General features: G+C 37.9%; 16 protein-coding genes and 1 rRNA gene. 11 read left to right on the top strand and 6 right to left on the bottom strand.

What is annotated here, in order from left to right; genetic code table 11:
- Positions 1-20 precede the first annotated feature (20 nt).
- Entirely contained in the window at positions 21-233 is a 213-nt protein-coding gene (locus tag C9J35_RS08145; protein ID WP_107924115.1) for a hypothetical protein, read from the top strand.
- A gap of 311 nt (positions 234-544) precedes the next feature.
- Here C9J35_RS08145 and C9J35_RS08140 read toward each other — a convergent pair whose 3' ends face one another.
- The gene (locus tag C9J35_RS08140) at positions 545-1,978 is read right to left on the bottom strand and encodes a magnesium transporter CorA family protein (protein WP_054767620.1); all 1,434 of its coding nucleotides are present in this window, start codon (positions 1,976-1,978) and stop codon (positions 545-547) included.
- 303 nt (positions 1,979-2,281) lie between these two features.
- Entirely contained in the window at positions 2,282-3,451 is a 1,170-nt protein-coding gene (locus C9J35_RS08130) for a MalY/PatB family protein (RefSeq protein WP_107924114.1), read from the bottom strand.
- A 72-nt stretch (positions 3,452-3,523) separates the two neighbouring features.
- Between C9J35_RS08130 and C9J35_RS08125 the strand changes: the two genes are divergently transcribed.
- Positions 3,524-3,784, top strand: coding sequence for a DUF1871 family protein (locus tag C9J35_RS08125; protein ID WP_107924113.1), 261 nt, complete (start codon positions 3,524-3,526; stop codon positions 3,782-3,784).
- Between the two features lie 93 nt (positions 3,785-3,877).
- Here C9J35_RS08125 and C9J35_RS08120 read toward each other — a convergent pair whose 3' ends face one another.
- Entirely contained in the window at positions 3,878-5,215 is a 1,338-nt protein-coding gene (locus tag C9J35_RS08120) for a sodium-dependent transporter (RefSeq protein WP_107924112.1), read from the bottom strand.
- Positions 5,216-5,504: 289 nt separating this feature from the next.
- Between C9J35_RS08120 and C9J35_RS08115 the strand changes: the two genes are divergently transcribed.
- The 3 genes from C9J35_RS08115 (at position 5,505) to yugI (ending at position 8,149) form a co-directional block, all read left to right on the top strand.
- Entirely contained in the window at positions 5,505-6,053 is a 549-nt protein-coding gene (locus C9J35_RS08115) for an RNA polymerase sigma factor (RefSeq protein WP_054767623.1), read from the top strand.
- Positions 6,046-7,683: a hypothetical protein gene (locus tag C9J35_RS08110; RefSeq protein WP_107924111.1), complete on the top strand. Its 1,638-nt coding sequence runs from the start codon at positions 6,046-6,048 to the stop codon at positions 7,681-7,683. Before C9J35_RS08115 ends, C9J35_RS08110 begins: the two co-directional genes overlap by 8 nt.
- An 88-nt stretch (positions 7,684-7,771) precedes the next feature.
- Entirely contained in the window at positions 7,772-8,149 is a 378-nt protein-coding gene (gene yugI, locus C9J35_RS08105; RefSeq protein WP_107924110.1) for a S1 domain-containing post-transcriptional regulator GSP13, read from the top strand.
- Between the two features lie 94 nt (positions 8,150-8,243).
- On the opposite strand, the gene C9J35_RS08100 is transcribed toward yugI, so the two are convergent.
- A complete protein-coding gene (locus C9J35_RS08100) occupies positions 8,244-9,551 on the bottom strand; it encodes an AAA-type ATPase lid domain-containing protein (protein WP_107924109.1) in 1,308 nt (435 codons plus the stop codon).
- A 148-nt stretch (positions 9,552-9,699) separates the two neighbouring features.
- Here C9J35_RS08100 and pruA point away from each other — a divergent pair, with 148 nt between their 5' ends.
- The 4 genes from pruA (at position 9,700) to C9J35_RS08080 (ending at position 15,325) form a co-directional block, all read left to right on the top strand.
- Positions 9,700-11,244, top strand: a complete 1,545-nt coding sequence (gene pruA, locus C9J35_RS08095; RefSeq protein WP_054767627.1) for an L-glutamate gamma-semialdehyde dehydrogenase — start codon at positions 9,700-9,702, stop codon at positions 11,242-11,244.
- A gap of 127 nt (positions 11,245-11,371) precedes the next feature.
- On the top strand, positions 11,372-12,565 hold the full coding sequence (locus C9J35_RS08090) for an ornithine--oxo-acid transaminase (protein ID WP_107924108.1): 1,194 nt from the start codon (positions 11,372-11,374) through the stop codon (positions 12,563-12,565).
- Between the two features lie 83 nt (positions 12,566-12,648).
- Positions 12,649-13,893, top strand: coding sequence for a Glu/Leu/Phe/Val family dehydrogenase (locus tag C9J35_RS08085; protein ID WP_107924107.1), 1,245 nt, complete (start codon positions 12,649-12,651; stop codon positions 13,891-13,893).
- A gap of 268 nt (positions 13,894-14,161) precedes the next feature.
- Entirely contained in the window at positions 14,162-15,325 is a 1,164-nt protein-coding gene (locus tag C9J35_RS08080) for an iron-containing alcohol dehydrogenase (protein ID WP_107924106.1), read from the top strand.
- A gap of 457 nt (positions 15,326-15,782) precedes the next feature.
- Here the strand turns inward: C9J35_RS08080 and C9J35_RS08075 are convergent, their stop codons facing one another.
- Both C9J35_RS08075 and C9J35_RS08070 read right to left on the bottom strand, forming a co-directional pair.
- Entirely contained in the window at positions 15,783-16,775 is a 993-nt protein-coding gene (locus C9J35_RS08075; protein WP_107924105.1) for a cation diffusion facilitator family transporter, read from the bottom strand.
- Between the two features lie 15 nt (positions 16,776-16,790).
- Entirely contained in the window at positions 16,791-17,513 is a 723-nt protein-coding gene (locus C9J35_RS08070) for an MgtC/SapB family protein (RefSeq protein WP_107924104.1), read from the bottom strand.
- A gap of 134 nt (positions 17,514-17,647) precedes the next feature.
- Here C9J35_RS08070 and C9J35_RS08065 point away from each other — a divergent pair, with 134 nt between their 5' ends.
- Both C9J35_RS08065 and C9J35_RS08060 read left to right on the top strand, forming a co-directional pair.
- A complete protein-coding gene (locus C9J35_RS08065; protein WP_107924103.1) occupies positions 17,648-18,547 on the top strand; it encodes a DMT family transporter in 900 nt (299 codons plus the stop codon).
- Between the two features lie 273 nt (positions 18,548-18,820).
- Positions 18,821-19,168 (top strand): 16S ribosomal RNA (locus tag C9J35_RS08060); the annotation flags it as partial.

The raw sequence follows: 19,168 nt of genomic DNA, 5'->3' as shown, positions 1-19,168 counted from the left end.
TGTAAGGACGTGTAGAGAACATGGAACAATTAATGTATCAATTTTTATATTTCCCTGAAGATAAATCAGGCTATATTCCTGCAGCATTTGAATTTTTATTGATGCTCATTTTATGTACAGTGGTGTTTATAATTTTCCGTAAAATTTCTAAAAAGCAAGAAATCAAATCAAAAGAAATCGAAGCACGTATTTTAGCTGATAAAAAAGATAGTGGCAATCGCCAAAATATTTAATAAAAAAAGCACTCTCAATGTAGAGTGCTTTTTTTTAGAATAAATAGTAAAAAACCTGATTACCGTTTCAAGCGCTTCCTTTTGCAGACGGCTCCAATGCGGTAGTTCGCCGCAAAATTAGATCTTCCTGCACATGCTGTTCCTGATCGCGCCTGCCACTCCAATAGCTGCGATAAAGCACAGGGTCTACAAAGCGACAGCAGCACAGTCCTTCGTGACTAGCACCTGTGGCTTATACCTTGCTCATAGAAGCGAAGTGGATTTTTACTATAAAGGATATTGTTTGAGGGACTTTTTAGATAGCCCTTGTTCTATGGCTGATTTCGCTTGTATCGACGAAAATGATTTCTAAAAGTTGTGAAAATTGAATAACAAACGAGTACAAGTGATAAACCTATACCGCTGAGTGCGATGATAAGTGCAAGCCACTCAAAAGCCGTATAGCCAAAAATACTTTTCCAATTGACAGTGCTATCCCATTCTTCGATAACTAAGTTCATGCCGTAAATACCAGAAACGACAGTAAACACCGTTAAGATGAACAGTAATCTATTATTGCGATTATCAGAGCGATCCTCCAATGTCCGATATAAGCTTTCTAAAGTCGCTTTCGTCTCAATATAATGCTCATTAATCCGGAAAAATTTCCGCAGTGCTTGAGAGATTTCTTTTCCCTCTGTACGGACAACAACCTCATCAAAATAATAACGTGCCGAAAACTTAGTTATTAACTCAATGAGCTCATCCACCACAAGCTTGTCCTTACTCCAACTTATTTCACTATACTCAAAAGATACTTTTAGGAGCATCATTTTATAAAAGTAATGTATAAACAAATTATAATAATGTGTGCCCATAAATTCCTCAATGCTATGTTTTGATTCCTTAAAGGAAAGGTTAGAAATTGCTATTTGTGCCTGAGCTGAGGTGACAATATAGCTGTTTGGTGCCCAACGCGTATGCGTATGTTCTTTGACATAATCAGCAATGTAATGTGGATTTGTACTAGAAATAAAAGGGTTTCCATCAGGTTTTTTCCCATCAACTTGTCCTAGGCGAAACAAATGCTCATCTAAAATTTTTTCTCCTTCCTTACAGAGTAAAAATGCGGAAGAAAACATACGTTCATCCTCAAAAAATGGTAAACCGTCATATGTATCTGCCTGCTGATACGGTAGATAGGGAAGTAAATAGGGAACAAAATGTTTGAATAATAGATCACCAGTTGATGAAAAATGGCCAAAGGGAAAATGATGACTTGCGCCTTTTTCTTCCCAGAGCTTAGCCTCTAACACACGAAAATAATGTATAAAGTTTAATACATCACTAAAGTCATGTGCAGAATCCGTCATCTTTGTCCTCATTGTAATAATGCCATTACCGAATGGGCAAAGTGTAATATCGATGCTAACTATTTCATATGCAAAGGTATCTTCTCGATACTGTAATGAACCTTCGGCATGAAAAGCTTTTGAAAAACGGATAAAATCATGACGGTCTGAGTTATCAGGGAATAGTTTGTCTTCGATAAATGGATAGAAAAATTGAGCTAATTCTTCATGCGAAATCGAGATGGATTCTCCATAGAATGCATCTTCTAATGATTTGTTTTGCAGGGTGAAGAATGAAAAATTTTCTTTTGTTAGCTCATTACAAAGCTTGTCTCTACATTGCATATGGTAAGCAAAGGGGAATAAGAAAGTCATATAAGCACGTTCAATCGTTAATGGAGCTAACGATGCCATTTAATACACCTCACTTTTGTATAGAAACTCTTACCTTTTTAACTCGTTTCTAAACATAAGGAGGGTATCAGTGGACAAACATGAAATAATATCGGGGATGTCGACAGTCTTTTCTCGGCGACCCGCCGCAAAAGGGGGGTGCTTGGAAAGGAATCAATATAAAGTAAAAAGACCGTCGACAAACACAAAATTTCTTAGAGTTTGTCGACAGTCTTATTGGATATCTCAAGTACTTGAACTATCTTTAAAAGTGTCCTTAGTAATCCTTAGTAATCCTTATGAATAATGCGTACACTTGTGAGATTATAATAATGCGCGTTTAAAGCGGCTTACGCCATCTTTTACAGTTTCAAAAGAACAAGCAACATTCATACGAAGGAAACCACGACCTTCTTCCCCGTACTTTGTACCAGGTTCTAATGCAAGCTGACCAATTTCCAACAAACGTTGCATCATCACTTTCTCATCAATTGCCATGTCGCGGTAATCAATCCATAGTAAATATGTGCCCTGAGGTTTCGCAATACGAATGCCAGGTAATTGTGCTAACTCGGTAATCACATATTCCATATTTTTAGAAATATAAGTAAGTAATTCATCTAACCATGATGCACCTGCTGAGTATGCAGCTTGCATTGCGATAGGGGCGAAGCTATTTAGTGAGCCGTGACCACTAGCCATGTTGAGTGCTTCTAACTGCGCCCGTTTTTGCTTATCTGTGACAATCATATAAGCAATTTGAATGCCAGCTAGATTAAAAGTTTTTGTTGGTGCCATACATGTAATAATCCGATCGACTTCATCTCCTGCAACCTTTGCAAGAGGTATGTGTACTGCCCCATCTAACATTAAATCCGAGTGAATTTCATCAGAAATAATAAGAACATCATATTTTGTACATAGACGAACAATTTCTTTTAATGTAGCTTCATCCCATACATAGCCACCTGGATTATGAGGATTACATAATATGTAGGCTTTCACATCTTGGGCAAGTGCTTGTTCAAAGGCTACAAAATCATAGACAAATGTGCCGTTTTTCACCACTAAAGGGCAAGTAACAACTTCTCGGCCATTACTTTTAGGGATGTTAAAGAATGGCGGATAGACGGGTGTTGAAATAAGCACCTTATCTTCAGGGTGAGTAAGTGCTACTATAACATTTGCCAATGCAGAAACGACACCGTTATTGAATAAAATAGATTGTTTGTCAATGTGCCAACCATGGCGAGTTTCCTGCCAGTCTACTATTGATTGTAGTGCTTGCTCACTGACAAAGCTATAGCCAAAAATAGCGTTACTAGCTTGCTCTTGCAATGCCTGTGACACAGCTACAGGAGGCGCAAAATCCATATCAGCTACCCACATCGGTAATATTTCAGAAGCATCTTTTAACCCATATACTTTTTCCATTGCGTCCCATTTTACAGAGTTGGAATGGCGACGATTAATAGTATTATCGAAAATAGACAAGCAAATCACTCTTTTCTTTTTTATTTCCTATGGTATCATACGAGTATGATAAAAGGATAATAGGTGAGTATTTTGGAAAATATTAAAATGAATCAAGCAGCCGTGCATCTGCTAGAGGAATGGGATCCATTCCACTTAGGTCCAGACCATTATGATACGGAAACAGCTGATGTCGTAGCAGCACTGCAGGGGATTGATGACCCTTCAGTACTAGCAAAGGTTATTCAAGAAACATATGAACACTCGTTTGAACAATGGATTCCATTTGAAGATTGTGTATCCATTTCGTACAAACTCATTGCCATTAAATTTGAAGCTAAGTGTATTATTTAATATAAAAAGTCACCGCTATTTTAGGCGGAGACAATAATACTAATTTTAGATAATAATCCTCGCGCCTAGAACGGTGCGAGGATTATTTATTTATTAAAATAATGGAAGTATACCTTGAATGAAAATAAGCAATATCGCAATAGGTGATACATAGCGAATCAAAATATACCAAATGTTAAACATTAAACTCGATGAAGCAAGCTCCCGACGAGAAATATCTTTTGTATAGTAGTAGCCTGCAAAGATGGAGATAAGTAGAGCGCCAATTGGCATACCAACACTATTTGTCATAAAGTCAACAAAATCGAAGATAGAACGATCTAAAATTTGCACATCGGATAAGATACCAAATGACAAGGCACTTGGAATTCCGAAGATAAAAATAATGATCCCACCAATCCAAGCAATTTTTTTGCGTTTTTCAGGCTTGTCTCCAATCGCTATTGCAACAACAATTTCAAGCATTGAAATAGAAGAAGTGACTGTGGCAAATAGTAAAAGGATAAAGAAAATAGTTAAAAACAAGCCGCCAAGCGGTAATTGCTGAAAGACAGCTGGCAAGATGATAAATACCAGACCAGGCCCTTGATCGGGTGTATAGCCAAGTGCGAATACTGCAGGGAAAATCACAAGGCCTGCAAGTAGCGAAATGATGATATTCATTGAGGCGACATTTATCGCTGAATTACCAATTTTCTCAGTTTTTGAAAGGTAAGAAGCATAGGTGATCATGACCGCAATACCGACACTTAACGAGAAGAATGCTTGTCCGAGTGCCTTTAAAAATGTTTCGGCATTCAAGTAAGACCAGTCAGGGACGAACATGAATTTAACGCCTTCCATTGCACCGTCAAGTGTTAATGAGCGCACAACTAATACGATGAAGAAGATGAATAATAGTGGCATCATCCACGTACTAGCTTTTTCAATACCGCCTTTAATGCCCCCAGAAACAATCGCTATGGTTAATAGCAAGAATAAGCCTTGCACAAGCACCGCTTCAAAGGGGCTAGAGATAATACTGCCAAACAAATCAGCGTAGTTAGTATCATTGCCACCATTATTTAGTTGAAACGTTATTGAACGTCCTAAATAACTTAAAATCCAACCGCCAACAACGCTATAGAAAGATAAGATTAAACCAGCAATTATCATGCCGCCCCAACCTATCAAATACCATGGTTTTCCTGGCGCTTGCTCTTTGAATGATGTCACGGCATCCTTTTGTCCACGACGTCCAATCATAAATTCAGCAATTAACACCGGTAAACCGATAAAGAACGTACATAAGATGAATAGCAGAATAAACACACTTCCGCCATTTGTCCCCGCCATATAGGGGAATTTCCAGATTGCTCCAAGCCCGATGGCACTGCCAGCCGCTGCTAAGATAAATCCAATTTTAGATGTAAATTGATCTCTCGATGACACGAAAATAAAGCCTCCTTATACTAAAGTTTTATTTTACCGCAAAAATTTCATAACACAAGGCAAATATCAGAAAATTGACTATAAATTGAACTACTTTCTATGCTAAAAGGTTCAAGTAGCACAACAGGCTACACCAAAAAAGCGATACGACAATTCTAACGGGCTACCAGCCCCAGCAATCAGCATTTCTACCAACTTTCCCCTTATGGAAGCCAGATTCATATAAATATGTAACAATTAGGAGAAATACTTCGTTCCATACATACCAAGTAAATAAGGGGGGAGAACAGTGACTGAATTTGAATTAATTGAACAGGCACAGCAAGGCGATAAAGAAGCCTATATCGAACTTATTCGTATCCACCAGCGAACAGTTGAAAAATTTGCCTTTCAATGTGGTGTACATAACTGTGATTTGGCAGATGTTTCACAGGAGGTGTTTGTAAAGTTATATCGCTTTTTGCATCAATTTAAGCACGATCGTTTTACCACATGGCTCTATAAAATTACCCTAAATGCGACACGGGATTATTATCGAAAGGAGCAACGGGAGCAAGCAAAAGAGGAGTTGCTGAGCGCACTGCAACATATTCCTAGTGCTTCAGCGGAAAAGCATGTCCTAAATTTTGAGGAAGACAGACTATTACATAACGCCATTCAAACACTCGATGAAAAATATCGTTATCCGCTTGTATTATTCTACTTTCACGAACTAAAGTACGAGGAAATTGCTGAGGTGCTAGGCATTTCATTGTCAACAGTGAAAGTTCGTATTTTACGGGCAAAGGAAAAACTTAAAGAAGTTTTGTTAGAGGAAGGGAGTGTTGAAAATGGATGAGCAACAATTTGACAAACGTATGGCGCTCTTAAAAAAATCATACGACCGCATAGAACCCCAATTAGATCCAGTAGATGTAGTCGTGCAAATTGAAGCAGAGGAAGTCGCCTCAACTAAGGAAATAGTCTCCTTACCACAAAAGAACCCTAATAAATGGAAAAATCCAACTGTTTGGGTAGCGAGTATTGCAAGTGTGCTCATAGTTGGAGTATTAGCAACATCATATATAATCGGTCCACCTACCACTGTGCAAACAACAGAAATTGAACAGTCTATAAACTATGAAGAATGGCTAGTAGACTTTACAAAAAAGTACGAAGAAAAACGTGAGGAAATGCGGATTGAGCTTGATATGCCTGAGGAAGAGTTTAATAAGTTATCCACTGTGCAAATGGCAAGTAGTAGCTTAAATCATTTGAAGAGTAGAAAAGCAGAATTTTTAGAGAGTCAGATTATAAATGATGACTTCACTCAAAGTATGGAGTGGAGTGTAATGAATTATTTAATGACACCAAGTGAGATTTTTAAAATGTGGGAAGATAGTAGTGTAGGTAAACATTTACCCTTTAGTGATTCATTTGATTATTTTAAACTTTACGCAAATACAGCAAATGAGATTGCCAGTTATTATACGTCACGATTAACAGACTATAGCAAAATTTTAACGACCGATTCTAATCACTTCCCAAAAGAATTAAAACATTTGATATCAACCGCAAATAAGCAATATATTGAACTGCAAAGTGATGGTCAATTTCGACCGAATCCTTTATTTGGTGAGCATGCTTCTTCCTATAAGGACAATATTCATCCGGATATAGTTGGTTATTTTAAGCATTTAGCAACTGGCTCCTTGCTTGTAGGTGGTGACTTACGATTAACTGCAAGTGAAACAGCAGCTATTTTAGTAATGTACGAGCAAACACTGCTCGCAGATTCATTTACAGATTCTCCAGAGTATATGGTCTTGAAGGGAGAATATGAAAACACATGGCTAGCTTTATTGAAAGGTACAGAATCTTTTTCTACGCATACGCTAGATGGTCATATAACTGAAGAGTATAAAGCGTTTATCATGCGCGTTGCCGAGGGGGAATTTGGTATGGTGATGCAAGAAACAGCACAAACAATAGTGAATGAGCTGAAAACAGGGAAGTCATTAACGCTCTTTCAGCTTACGGCATACGATGTGTGGATGGGCGTACTAAAAAAACGTTATAATCCTGAAACCAATACACAATATGGCGCAACCGAAGTAGCATTAGATGAGTACTCGATACAGTTAGCACAGCAGATTTATAACACATATAAGCAAACAGGGGATATGACGGTGTTAAACTCATTGCAACCATTAAATGTAGTGAGCTTATATATTTATGCGTTATCACAACAGGATTATAAAGTAGCACAGCAACTGGTAATGGATGAAGTTGTGGGAACAGAAATACCGAAATTTAGTGACATGCTTATTTTTAGCGATCTGAGTGAGACAAAAGGAGCAACAATTACAATTAAAGCTACCGTGAAAGAGGAGGAACAGAGGATATTTGGACAAAGTATCCTTTTTAGAATTGATACAATGACAAATGATTTAGGGGAATCCCAATTCCGAATTGCAGCAATTAATTGATAAGACGAATTTTTGCTCCACTTATTTACCTATGTTATAATTTAACGTGATATATACGTAGCAAACATATAGAAAGTGGGCAAAGGTTATGGTAAAAAAATATGAATTAGGAGACGTGTTAACCGGAAAAGTTACAGGCATTCAACCGTACGGTGCATTTGTAGCGCTTGATGAAGAAACACAAGGGCTTGTGCATATTTCCGAAATTACGTACGGCTTTGTCAAAGACGTGAGTGAATTTTTATCGGTTGGGCAAGAAGTTGAAGTAAAGGTGCTTGAAATCGATGAAGCGGCCGAAAAAATTAGTTTATCGATCCGAGCTTTACAAGAACGCCCAGCAACGTTACGAAAAAAAGATGCACCACCACGTAAATCATTACAGGACCGCGTAGATGAGTCTGATGCTAATGGTTTTAACTCCCTAAAAGACAAATTACAGGACTGGATCGAACAGTCAGGACATTAAAGAAATGAGGATGCTTCTATGTGAAGTCATCCTCATTTTTTTTTTGAACATATCCAATTATGATTTAACAATGGGCAACAATAGTTAAACGAAGCTATTGTTTCTTGATTTTTCGTAAACGATATTGTAGGTTTTGTCGACTCATACCAAGCGCACCGGCTGCTTTTGTAATATTGCCCTCATATAAATTCAATACATTTTGCACATAATAGGATTCGGCTTCCCGTAAATAGGCATCAAGCGGCATGACATCATTTTGTTGCTGAAACATAAAATACTCTGGCTCTCGATCGGATGCGTCTTGTTGTTGTACTTTAAAACGGAAATGAAGCGGCAATAAATCATGGGTAACTGTTGTCTCAGTTGTCATGAACGACACAATTTCATCCAGTAATAATTCAAGTTCCTTCAAATTCCCGGGCCAATCATATTGTAAGAACAATGTTTGCACATCAGGTGCAAGCTCAAGCACGTTCGATGCGAAACGTTCGCGGTGTCTGCTAATATAATCATCAACAAACGGCAGAATATCTTCTTTTCGGTCTGTTAAATTGGGGATTGTAATAGCCATGGTCGCGAAAAAATAGTACAGCGATTTTGAAAGTTTCTTCTCTGCAATTAATGTAATCGGGTCACTGCCAACGCTACCAATCAACATGTATTTTGACTGAGGAAGGGACTGTAGTACCTCTAATAATTGTTCTTGTAAGTCGAGGCTTAAAAAATCAATGCGCTCAAAGAAAAATGTATATGCCTTGTCATGTTGTAAAAGCTCTTTCACTTTATCAAGAACTGACTGCGCAGAACGGCGACTAAATAGGGTTATAAATGCTTCAGGATCAGGCGACGCAGCATGGTGAATACCTTCTGCTACTAAATCCTTTCCAGTACCAGACTCCCCTATTAGTAATACGGGTAATTTAACGGCCGCTGCTTTTTTGGCATTTGCGATAACCTGCTTCATTGTGTCGGAAACAGCAGTAATCATATCAAATGTTAAAGGTTCATCGTAGCGACGCAGTGGCTGATACACTAATTTTTCGAGTGATGTAATATCACGTGCAAATTCGATGGCGCCAATGAGTTTGTTCTTCTGAAAAAGTGGAAAAGTATCATTAATCGTTGTGATTTCATGTCCATTTTTATTCCAGTAAGTTTGCTTTACGTTTATTTCTTTCATACCCGTTTGTAAAACACGCATTAAAGTACTTTCATGTTGACGAAAAGAAAACAGTTCAATAATTGAGCGATCTGCTAATTCATCAAAATGAAATCCCTCAATTTCTTTCATTTTTGTATTATAGATAATTGTTTTTCCAGTCACATCAATCGCATGAATACCAACGGATACATTAGTTGCAATAAAATCATAAAAAGGGAGTAAAGGTTCTGAATTTTTCATAAAATTTGCACCTCAAAAATTTTTTACTTGAAATATGCAACGAAATTTTGCATTATAATAAGTGTAAGAATATTCTATACGCAAAGAAAATTTGCGTCAATGTTTTTTGCACACTAACTTTAACATCTCACAAAGGGAGGATTTTAGTATGATTCCATACAAACATGAACCATTTACAGATTTTTCTCAAGAGGCAAACTACAATGCTTATCTAGAAGCATTAAATAAAGTAGAAGGTTATTTAGGGCAAGACTATCCACTAATTATTGGTGGAGAACGTATTACAACTGAAGATAAAATTGTTTCTTATAACCCTGCAAAGAAAACAGAAGTGATTGGTCGCGTATCTAAGGCCAACCAAGAATTAGCTGAAAAAGCAATGCAAGTAGCAGATGAAACATTTAAAACATGGAAAAAGGTAGATCCAGCAGTTCGTGCGGATGTTTTATTCAAAGCGGCAGCAATTATTCGTCGACGTAAACATGAATTCTCAGCACTATTAACAAAAGAAGCAGGTAAACCATGGAATGAAGCAGATGCTGATACAGCAGAAGCAATCGATTTCTTAGAATACTATGGTCGCCAAATGTTACGTATTAAAGATGGCCAACATGTTGAAAGCCGTCCAGGCGAATACAATCGCTATGACTATATTCCTTTAGGTATTGGTATTGTGATCTCACCTTGGAACTTCCCATTTGCAATTATGGCAGGTACAACAGTAGCGGCTCTAGTTACAGGGAATACAGTATTATTAAAACCAGCTTCAACAACTCCTGTTGTGGCATATAAATTTATCGAAGTATTAGAGCAAGCTGGTCTTCCAGCAGGTGCAGTAAACTATGTACCAGGTTCTGGTGCAGAAGTGGGTGATTACTTAGTAGATCATCCGAAAACACGCTTTATCAGTTTCACAGGATCTCGTGATGTAGGTTTACGCATTAACAAACGTGCTGCGACACATAACGATGGACAAATTTGGATTAAACGTGTAATCGCTGAAATGGGCGGTAAAGACACAATCGTAGTAGATAAAGAAGCAGATTTAGAGCTTGCTGCTCAATCAATTGTAAAATCAGCATTCGGCTTCTCTGGTCAAAAATGTTCAGCATGTTCTCGTGCAGTAATCGTAGAAGATGTTTACGACACTGTAGTTGATCGTGTTCAAGAGCTAACTAATGCATTAACAGTTGGTGATCCAACAGACTTCAGCAACTTTATGGCAACAGTTATTGACCAAGCAGCTTTCAATAAAATTACAGAGTATATCGAAATCGGTAAAAATGAAGGTCGCCTTGTTTCAGGTGGTACAGCAGATGATTCAGTTGGATACTTCGTTCAACCAACAGTGTTTGCAGACGTAGATCCTTCAGCACGCATCATGCGAGAAGAGATTTTTGGACCAGTCGTAGCCATTGCTAAAGCAAAAGATTTTGACGAAGCAATTGCAATTGCAAACGACACTGAATACGGTTTAACTGGTGCGGTTATTACAACTAACCGTATGAACTTAGAAAAAGCTCGTGAAGATTTCCATGTAGGTAACTTATACTTCAACCGTGGTTGTACAGGTGCTATCGTTGGCTACCAACCATTTGGTGGCTTCAACATGTCAGGTACTGACTCTAAAGCTGGTGGCCCTGACTACTTACAACTGCATATGCAAGCTAAAACAACTTCAGAAATGCTTTAATTTTTAACGCTATAAAAGAAAGTTTTCTAAAGGACTTCTATTGATGAGAAAGGCGGGCTTGTTAAAAGTCTTAGCCTGTCTCTCTTTTATAGAACTATTATCGTGAAGTATAAGGAGAGAATACTATATGACAAAATCGCAACTAGTTATTGAACAAACACAAAATTATGGTGCTGCAAACTATCATCCACTGCCAATCGTTATTGCAGAGGCTGAAGGTGCATGGGTAACAGATCCAGAAGGCAACAAATATTTAGATATGCTATCAGCTTACTCAGCTGTAAATCAGGGTCACAGACATCCGAAAATTATTGCTGCGTTAAAAGAACAGGCTGATAAAGTAACATTAACTTCTCGTGCTTTCTATAGTGAAAACCTAGGTGAGTGGTATGAGCTTGTTGGTAAATTAACAAATAAACAAATGGTATTACCGATGAATACGGGTGCAGAAGCAGTTGAAACTGCGTTTAAAGCGGCTCGTCGTTGGGCATACGATGTAAAAGGTGTAGAAGATGGCAAAGCAGAAATCATTGCCTGTAACGGAAACTTCCATGGTCGTACAATGCTTGCAGTATCATTATCATCTGATGAAGAATATCGTCGTGGTTTCGGACCAATGCTACCGAATGTGAAACTAGTAGATTATGGTAATTTAGAAGCGCTTAAAGCAGCGATTACACCAAATACAGCAGCATTCTTAATTGAACCAATTCAAGGAGAAGCTGGTATTGTCATTCCTTCAGAAGGTTTCTTAAAAGCTGCACGTGAGCTATGCCGTGAAAACAATGTGTTATTTATCGCTGATGAAATTCAAGCTGGTTTAGCACGTACAGGTAAAATGTTTGCTTGTGATTGGGAAGACGTTGAACCGGATATGTACATTTTAGGGAAAGCTTTAGGTGGCGGTGTATTCCCAATTTCTTGTGTGGCGGCAAACCGTGATATTTTAGGCGTATTCAACCCAGGTTCACATGGCTCTACTTTCGGTGGGAATCCTTTAGCGTGTGCAGTGTCAATTGCATCAATTAAAGTATTACTAGACGAAAAACTAGCAGAGCGTTCACATAACCTTGGCGAATATTTCAAAGGTAAGCTTCAAAATATTAATAACCCTGTTATTAAGGAAGTTCGTGGTCGTGGATTATTTATCGGAATGGAATTAACAGAAGCAGCTCGTCCATACTGTGAAAAGCTAAAAGAATTAGGTCTATTATGTAAAGAAACACATGATACAGTTATTCGTTTTGCGCCACCACTTGTTATTTCACAAGAAGATTTAGATTGGTCAATTGCTCAAATTGAAAAAGTATTTAAAGTTTAACAAAATGTTCACATTTTATTTCGGAAGTGTGTTACAATGATGCCGATATACTATCATTAATAAAAACAAAGAGGCGATTTAATATGTCTGAAAACTTAAATCTGTTCACATCAACTCAAGATGTCATTCAAGATGCTCTAAATAAACTTGGTTATGACGAAGCTATGTATGAATTATTAAAGGAACCACTTCGCATGCTTCAAGTACGTATTCCAGTGAAAATGGATGATGGTACAACAAAAGTATTTACTGGTTACCGTGCACAGCACAATGATGCTGTAGGCCCAACTAAAGGTGGCGTACGCTTCCACCCAGCAGTATCAGAGGAAGAAGTTAAAGCGCTTTCAATGTGGATGACATTGAAATGTGGGATTGTTGATTTACCGTATGGCGGTGGTAAAGGCGGTGTCATTTGTGACCCACGTCAAATGTCTATGGGTGAAATCGAACGCCTGAGCCGTGGTTATGTACGTGCTGTAAGTCAAATCGTAGGCCCAACTAAAGATATTCCGGCTCCAGATGTATTTACAAATGCACAAATTATGGCTTGGATGATGGATGAATACAGCCGTATGGACGAATTCAACTCACCAGGTTTCATCACAGGTAAACCACTTGTTCTTGGTGGTTCTCAAGGTCGTGACCGTGCAACTGCACAAGGTGTAACAATTGTTATTGAAGAAGCAGCGAAAAAACGTGATATTAACATTAAAGGTGCACGTGTTGTTATTCAGGGCTTCGGTAATGCAGGTAGTTTCCTTGCAAAATTCATGCATGATTTAGGTGCAAAAGTAATTGGTATTTCTGATGCTTATGGTGCTCTTCATGATCCTGAAGGTTTAGATATCGATTACCTATTAGATCGTCGTGATAGTTTCGGTACAGTAACAACTTTATTTGAGAACACAATTTCAAACAAAGAATTATTAGAGCTTGATTGTGATATTTTAGTGCCAGCTGCAATTGAAAACCAAATTACTGCTGACAATGCACATAACATTAAAGCAAACATCGTAGTAGAGGCAGCAAATGGTCCAACAACAGCTGAGGCAACGAGAATACTAACTGAACGTGGTATTTTACTGGTTCCAGACGTATTAGCATCTGCTGGTGGTGTGACCGTTTCTTACTTCGAATGGGTTCAAAATAACCAAGGTTATTACTGGACTGAAGAAGAAGTAGAAGAACGCCTTTACAAAAAAATGGTTGAAGCCTTCGATAATGTTTATACAACAGCGACAACGCGAAACATTAACATGCGCTTAGCTGCTTATATGGTAGGTGTTCGCCGTACTGCAGAAGCATCACGCTTCCGTGGATGGGTTTAATTAATAGATAATTACAAAACGAGTCATTCCTAATTAAAGGGATGACTCGTTTTTTTATTGTTATTTACTGAAAGCATGTTCAAACGCGTGGATAGAACCTCGGAAGTGATTGTGTAACGTACTATAAGCGTATACAGGAAAAATTAGCTGAAATCGGTGTAACTGTGGCGACATTTATAACGATTAATGTCCAGCGTATAGTTGGTTTTAAATCTTTGCTTTCCTTCTTATAAATATGAGAAAATCCAACTAGAAAGGGGCGATTTCCATGAATTCATTTACATTCTATAATCCAGTTAGATTACACTTTGGTGAAGAGGCGTTAGAAAAATTACCAAAAGAGTTAGCACAGTATGGTAGTAAGGTATTGGTAGTATATGGTGGAGGCAGCATAAAGAAAAATGGCGTATATGATGCTGTGATTGAAAAATTACAAGAAGCGGGTAAAACAATTTTTGAATTGAGCGGTGTTGAGCCGAATCCTCGAGTTGAGACAGCACGTCTCGGTATTGAGATATGCAAAAAAGAACATATCGATCTTGTGCTTGCTGTTGGTGGAGGTTCCGTTATTGATTGTTCAAAATTAATAGTGGCTGGTGCAAAATATGATGGTGATGCGTGGGATATTGTAAAGAGAAAGGTAATGGTAAAAGAGGCTTTACCATTAGGAACAGTATTAACGCTAGCTGCAACAGGTTCAGAAATGAATTCAGGCTCTGTTATTACGAACGCTGCTACCAAAGAAAAGTTAAGTTGGGGTAGTCCAGCAGCATTCCCGAATTTTTCAATTTTAAATCCAGCCTACACTGTATCAGTACCGAAAAATCATACAGTTTACGGAATGGTTGATATGATGTCACATGTATTCGAACAATATTTCCATAATGCTACGAATACGCCAATCACAGATGAAATGTGTGAGGGTGTTTTACGTACAGTAATTGCTACAGCTCCAAAACTACTGGAGGATTTAGAAAATGTTGCGTTACGAGAGACAATTCTATTAGCTGGAACAGTTGGTTTAAACGGCTTTTTATCGATGGGTTCTCGTGGCGATTGGGCATCACATGATATTGAGCATGCTGTATCAGCGATTTATGATATTCCACATGCGGGCGGTTTAGCGATTTTACAGCCACACTGGATGCGTTTAAGTGTGCCTATAAATCCTGAGCGCTTTGCTGGTATTGCAATACGTGTCTTTGGTGTTGATAAGACAGGTAAAACAACTGAAGAAGTTGCTTATGAAGGTATTGATCGTCTATCAGCATTTTGGACATCGTTAGGTGCACCAAGTCGCTTAGCAGATTATGATATTGATGATTCGAAATTTAATCAAATCGTTGAACATGCTATGCATAATGGACCTTTTGGTAACTTTAAAAAGTTACAGGAAGACGATGTACGTACAATTCTACAAAACTCCCTTTAATATTCAAACTGTGAGGCTGTGCAACTAGTCTCACAGTTTTTTTGTGGCAAAGGTTAAGAAAACAGGTGCTTTAAAACATTATTTGGTCGCCCTTCAAATGATGAATGAAGAAGATTCAATTGCTGAAGTACATGACCAATCAGAAGGATTCCTATGCTGGTAATTTTATTCTTGGGTGTCATCCAGATGACAGAGAGATTACCAACACTGAAGAATATGCCTTAGCAAATCGTGTGGCAACATAAAAATTCTCTAAAATAGTGATTCAACAACAAGGCGTGAAAAAATAAATCGCATTAAAAATGTTATTAACTTTTGTGGTTACAAATCATGTTTTTGTAAATAGTGAGGAAGTTTCTGATTACTTAAGTGCAATAAAAATCAAACGTGAACGGAGTGATTTAATACCCGTATAAAAAATAGCCAAGTGCCTGAAATAAGGCAATTGGCTATCGTTTTAATGTTTAGTAGTCGTGCTTGTTGGTTTATCTCCGACGTGTACCCAATTGAATAGACCATCATCTTCATCAAATAAAATGGCTACTTTTGATACGCCTTTTTGACTTAAAATAACTGCTGTTAAATGGTCGCGTACATCATCTAGGTAGGCAAGTGATAATTTAGCATCGGCTTCTGCAACTAGCTCGACATGCAAAAACTCACCTTCTTTAACAACCTCTAGACGTACAATGTCTTTAATATTTGGATCCTCCATCACGAGATGAGCGATATGATTAAGCATTTCCTCATCGGTTTCACCGATAACGCCACGAGCATTATCAAGAAATATCTTGCCCACTACATAGAACATCATACAGCCGATAATCATTGATACGAGGCCTTCAATTCTTGCCCACCCTGTAAAATGTGCAATTAAAATAGCCGCAAAAGCTAATACATTACCTGCTGTAGCTACTAAATCTTCCATAAACACTAATTTTGTTGCTGGTTTAGCACGATTCAAATAGGCGAATGCTTTCACAATAGAAGCCATACCAGCTTTTTCTTGTCCAGCCTCATGCAGTACTTCGACACCTGCTTTAGCAAGTACTGTGGCCTCCAACACAATCCCGATAAATAAAACTCCAAGTGCAATGAGCATTCCCTTTGACTCACCAGAAGGATGCATAAAATGGTGCCAGCCTTCTTTTACAGTTTCATAAGAAAGAATTGCTACAATAATAACGGCGAATAGACAAACCAGATTAACAATTCGACCAAATCCTCCTGGGAATTGCTTTGTTGGTGCTTTTTTCGAAAGAGCTGAACCGATATAAACGAATAATTGATTTGCTGCATCGCCAAGTGAGTGCATCATTTCTGCAAACATGGCAACATTCCCGGTGAGGGAAAAAGCAATACCTTTAATGATTCCTAAAAAGGCATTGACACATGCAGCCATGAGTGAAGGTTTATTACCTTCCTTTAATAGTTTCAATAAATCTGCCATAGAAGTTTCCTCCAACTAGTTTAAAATTTCCATTTCGATTTTTTCTACATAAGATAGCGCTCGCAATGAACGGTAAAACGACAGTAAGTTATCTGAGATAATTAATGACAATCGTAAATCTAATTCGTGTAAAACCGTCTCATTTCTTAGGGGAATATCTTTAATACGTATGTTTTCGATAATAATATTATTTTCCTTTAAAAACTGAAGAAAAGATTCCGCATGACAATCATCATCAATTTGAATTTTTAATGATATCTCTCTCATTCGGATGCGTTTTGGTCCGATTTTCATCAGGAATGGAGATAATACTTCAATACCAAAGACAATGATAATAACAGCTAATGTAGCATCCATATAGAAACCTGCGCCAACTGCTATTCCAATACCCGCAGCTCCCCATATCATCGCGGCGGTTGTTAAACCTGAAATACTATCGTTACCTCGTCTTAAAATAACCCCGGCTCCAAGAAAGCCGATGCCACTTACGACCTGTGCTGCTAAACGAAGTGGATCCATTGTGATATTAATATCTGCTCTTGGGGGTGTTGAGTATGCGGTCTCAATCGAAATAATTGTTAGTAGACAGCTGAACGTTGCAATAACTAAGCTCGTTTTCAATCCAACAGGCTTCTTTTTTAATTCCCTTTCGATACCGATTACTAAACTTAATGTGGCTGCAATAACTAATTTTATGCCAACCTCATATGTAATCATATTTTCTAATAGTGTTCCCATTCTCAACCCTCCACCGATATTTCGTATTGCTAAGAGATATGCAAGCTGTCATTATTATATGTACATTACTTTTTTGTATTGTACATCACAAAACTATTGATGTATAAGCAATTTTAAACAGGAGGTGGAATCCAATGGAACAACCAAAAATTCATCCATATCTCCCTATCTTTATCGGTGTTGTTTCGGTATCCTTATCCGCCATTTTTGTAAAGCTTGCGAACGCGGAAGCGGGTATCATTGCTTTTTATCGAATGTTGTTTTCGGTGATAATCATGGCACCCCTATTTTTTTGGAAATATACTGCTGAGTTAAAGCAACTATCGAAGCGGGATTGGTTGTTTTCTTCAATTGCGGGCGTATTTTTATCATTCCACTTTATATTGTGGTTTGAATCACTTAATTACACTTCTGTTGCAAGTTCCACTGTTTTGGTGACGCTACAGCCGATTTTCGCGTTTGTTGGTACATATTTTTTCTTTAAAGAGGAGATTACAGTAAAAACTATATTTGCAGGTGCGATAGCAATTATCGGAAGTGTATTGATTAGCTGGGGAGATTTTAAATTAAGTGGTACAGCATTTTATGGGGACATTCTGGCTCTTATCGCGTGTGCACTCATCACAGCCTACTTATTATTTGGACAAGATGTTCGTAAGAGGCTATCACTTGTTACATACACAATGATTGTTTATGTAGTAAGTACGATTACGTTGTTTTTATATGTAGTTATTAAAGGGGAGTCATTCGGTCCATACTCAACAATCGATTGGATATGGTTTATTTTATTAGCGATTGTACCAAATTTATTAGGGCATACATTATTTAATTGGTCTATTAAATACGTTAGTACAAATGTTATTTCAATAGCTATATTATTTGAACCGATTGGTGCGGCGGTATTAGCGATTTTTATTTTCCAAGAGTATTTAATAGCAACGCAAATCATTGGTGGATTAGTTGTTATCTTTGGTATAATCTTATTTGTGATAGATGATAAAAAGATTTTAAAGTATTTTTCAAAAAAAGCTTGATTTATAGTGAATGATATTATATATTATTACTTGTCCTTAACAAGAAGGATTGCTTGAGAAAAATATTTCGAAATAGTTGTTGACTTCTTGTTAAATACAAGTTATGATAATAAAGTCGCTAAAACAAAGCGGCAACAACATGAACCTTGAAAACTGAACAAGCAAAACGTAATCAATAACGTTTTTAGTAACTAACTTTCAGTTAGTGAACGAAACAAAATTTTGGACATCAAAATTGATGCCAGCAAAACAATTTGAGCTAATCAAATTTCTTTTATGGAGAGTTTGATCCTGGCTCAGGACGAACGCTGGCGGCGTGCCTAATACATGCAAGTCGAGCGAATGATGAGGAAGCTTGCTTCCTCTGATTTAGCGGCGGACGGGTGAGTAACACGTGGGCAACCTACCTTATAGTTTGGGATAACTCCGGGAAACCGGGGCTAATACCAAATAATCTCTTTTACTTCATGGTGAAAGACTAAAAGACGGTTTCGGCTGTCGCTATAGGATGGGCCCGCGGCGCATTAGCTAGTTGGTGAGGTAACGGCTCACCAAGGCAACGATGCGTAGCCGACCTGAGAGGGTGATCGGCCACACTGGGACTGAGACACGGCCCAGACT

The organism is Lysinibacillus parviboronicapiens, assembly GCF_003049575.1.
GTDB lineage: Bacteria > Bacillota > Bacilli > Bacillales_A > Planococcaceae > Lysinibacillus > Lysinibacillus parviboronicapiens.
The sequence above is the reverse complement of the archived record's forward strand: the minus strand, read 5'-3'. Positions and strand labels throughout refer to the sequence as shown.

Coding starts and splice junctions, on each gene's coding strand:
- pruA (WP_054767627.1), top strand. CDS start 9,700: ATGATTCCATACAAACATGAACCATTTACAGATTTTTCTCAAGAGGCA.
- C9J35_RS08140 (WP_054767620.1), bottom strand. CDS start 1,978: ATGGCATCGTTAGCTCCATTAACGATTGAACGTGCTTATATGACTTTC.
- C9J35_RS08075 (WP_107924105.1), bottom strand. CDS start 16,775: ATGGCAGATTTATTGAAACTATTAAAGGAAGGTAATAAACCTTCACTC.
- C9J35_RS08085 (WP_107924107.1), top strand. CDS start 12,649: ATGTCTGAAAACTTAAATCTGTTCACATCAACTCAAGATGTCATTCAA.
- C9J35_RS08065 (WP_107924103.1), top strand. CDS start 17,648: ATGGAACAACCAAAAATTCATCCATATCTCCCTATCTTTATCGGTGTT.
- C9J35_RS08110 (WP_107924111.1), top strand. CDS start 6,046: ATGGATGAGCAACAATTTGACAAACGTATGGCGCTCTTAAAAAAATCA.
- yugI (WP_107924110.1), top strand. CDS start 7,772: ATGGTAAAAAAATATGAATTAGGAGACGTGTTAACCGGAAAAGTTACA.
- C9J35_RS08090 (WP_107924108.1), top strand. CDS start 11,372: ATGACAAAATCGCAACTAGTTATTGAACAAACACAAAATTATGGTGCT.
- C9J35_RS08145 (WP_107924115.1), top strand. CDS start 21: ATGGAACAATTAATGTATCAATTTTTATATTTCCCTGAAGATAAATCA.
- C9J35_RS08080 (WP_107924106.1), top strand. CDS start 14,162: ATGAATTCATTTACATTCTATAATCCAGTTAGATTACACTTTGGTGAA.
- C9J35_RS08100 (WP_107924109.1), bottom strand. CDS start 9,551: ATGAAAAATTCAGAACCTTTACTCCCTTTTTATGATTTTATTGCAACT.
- C9J35_RS08070 (WP_107924104.1), bottom strand. CDS start 17,513: ATGGGAACACTATTAGAAAATATGATTACATATGAGGTTGGCATAAAA.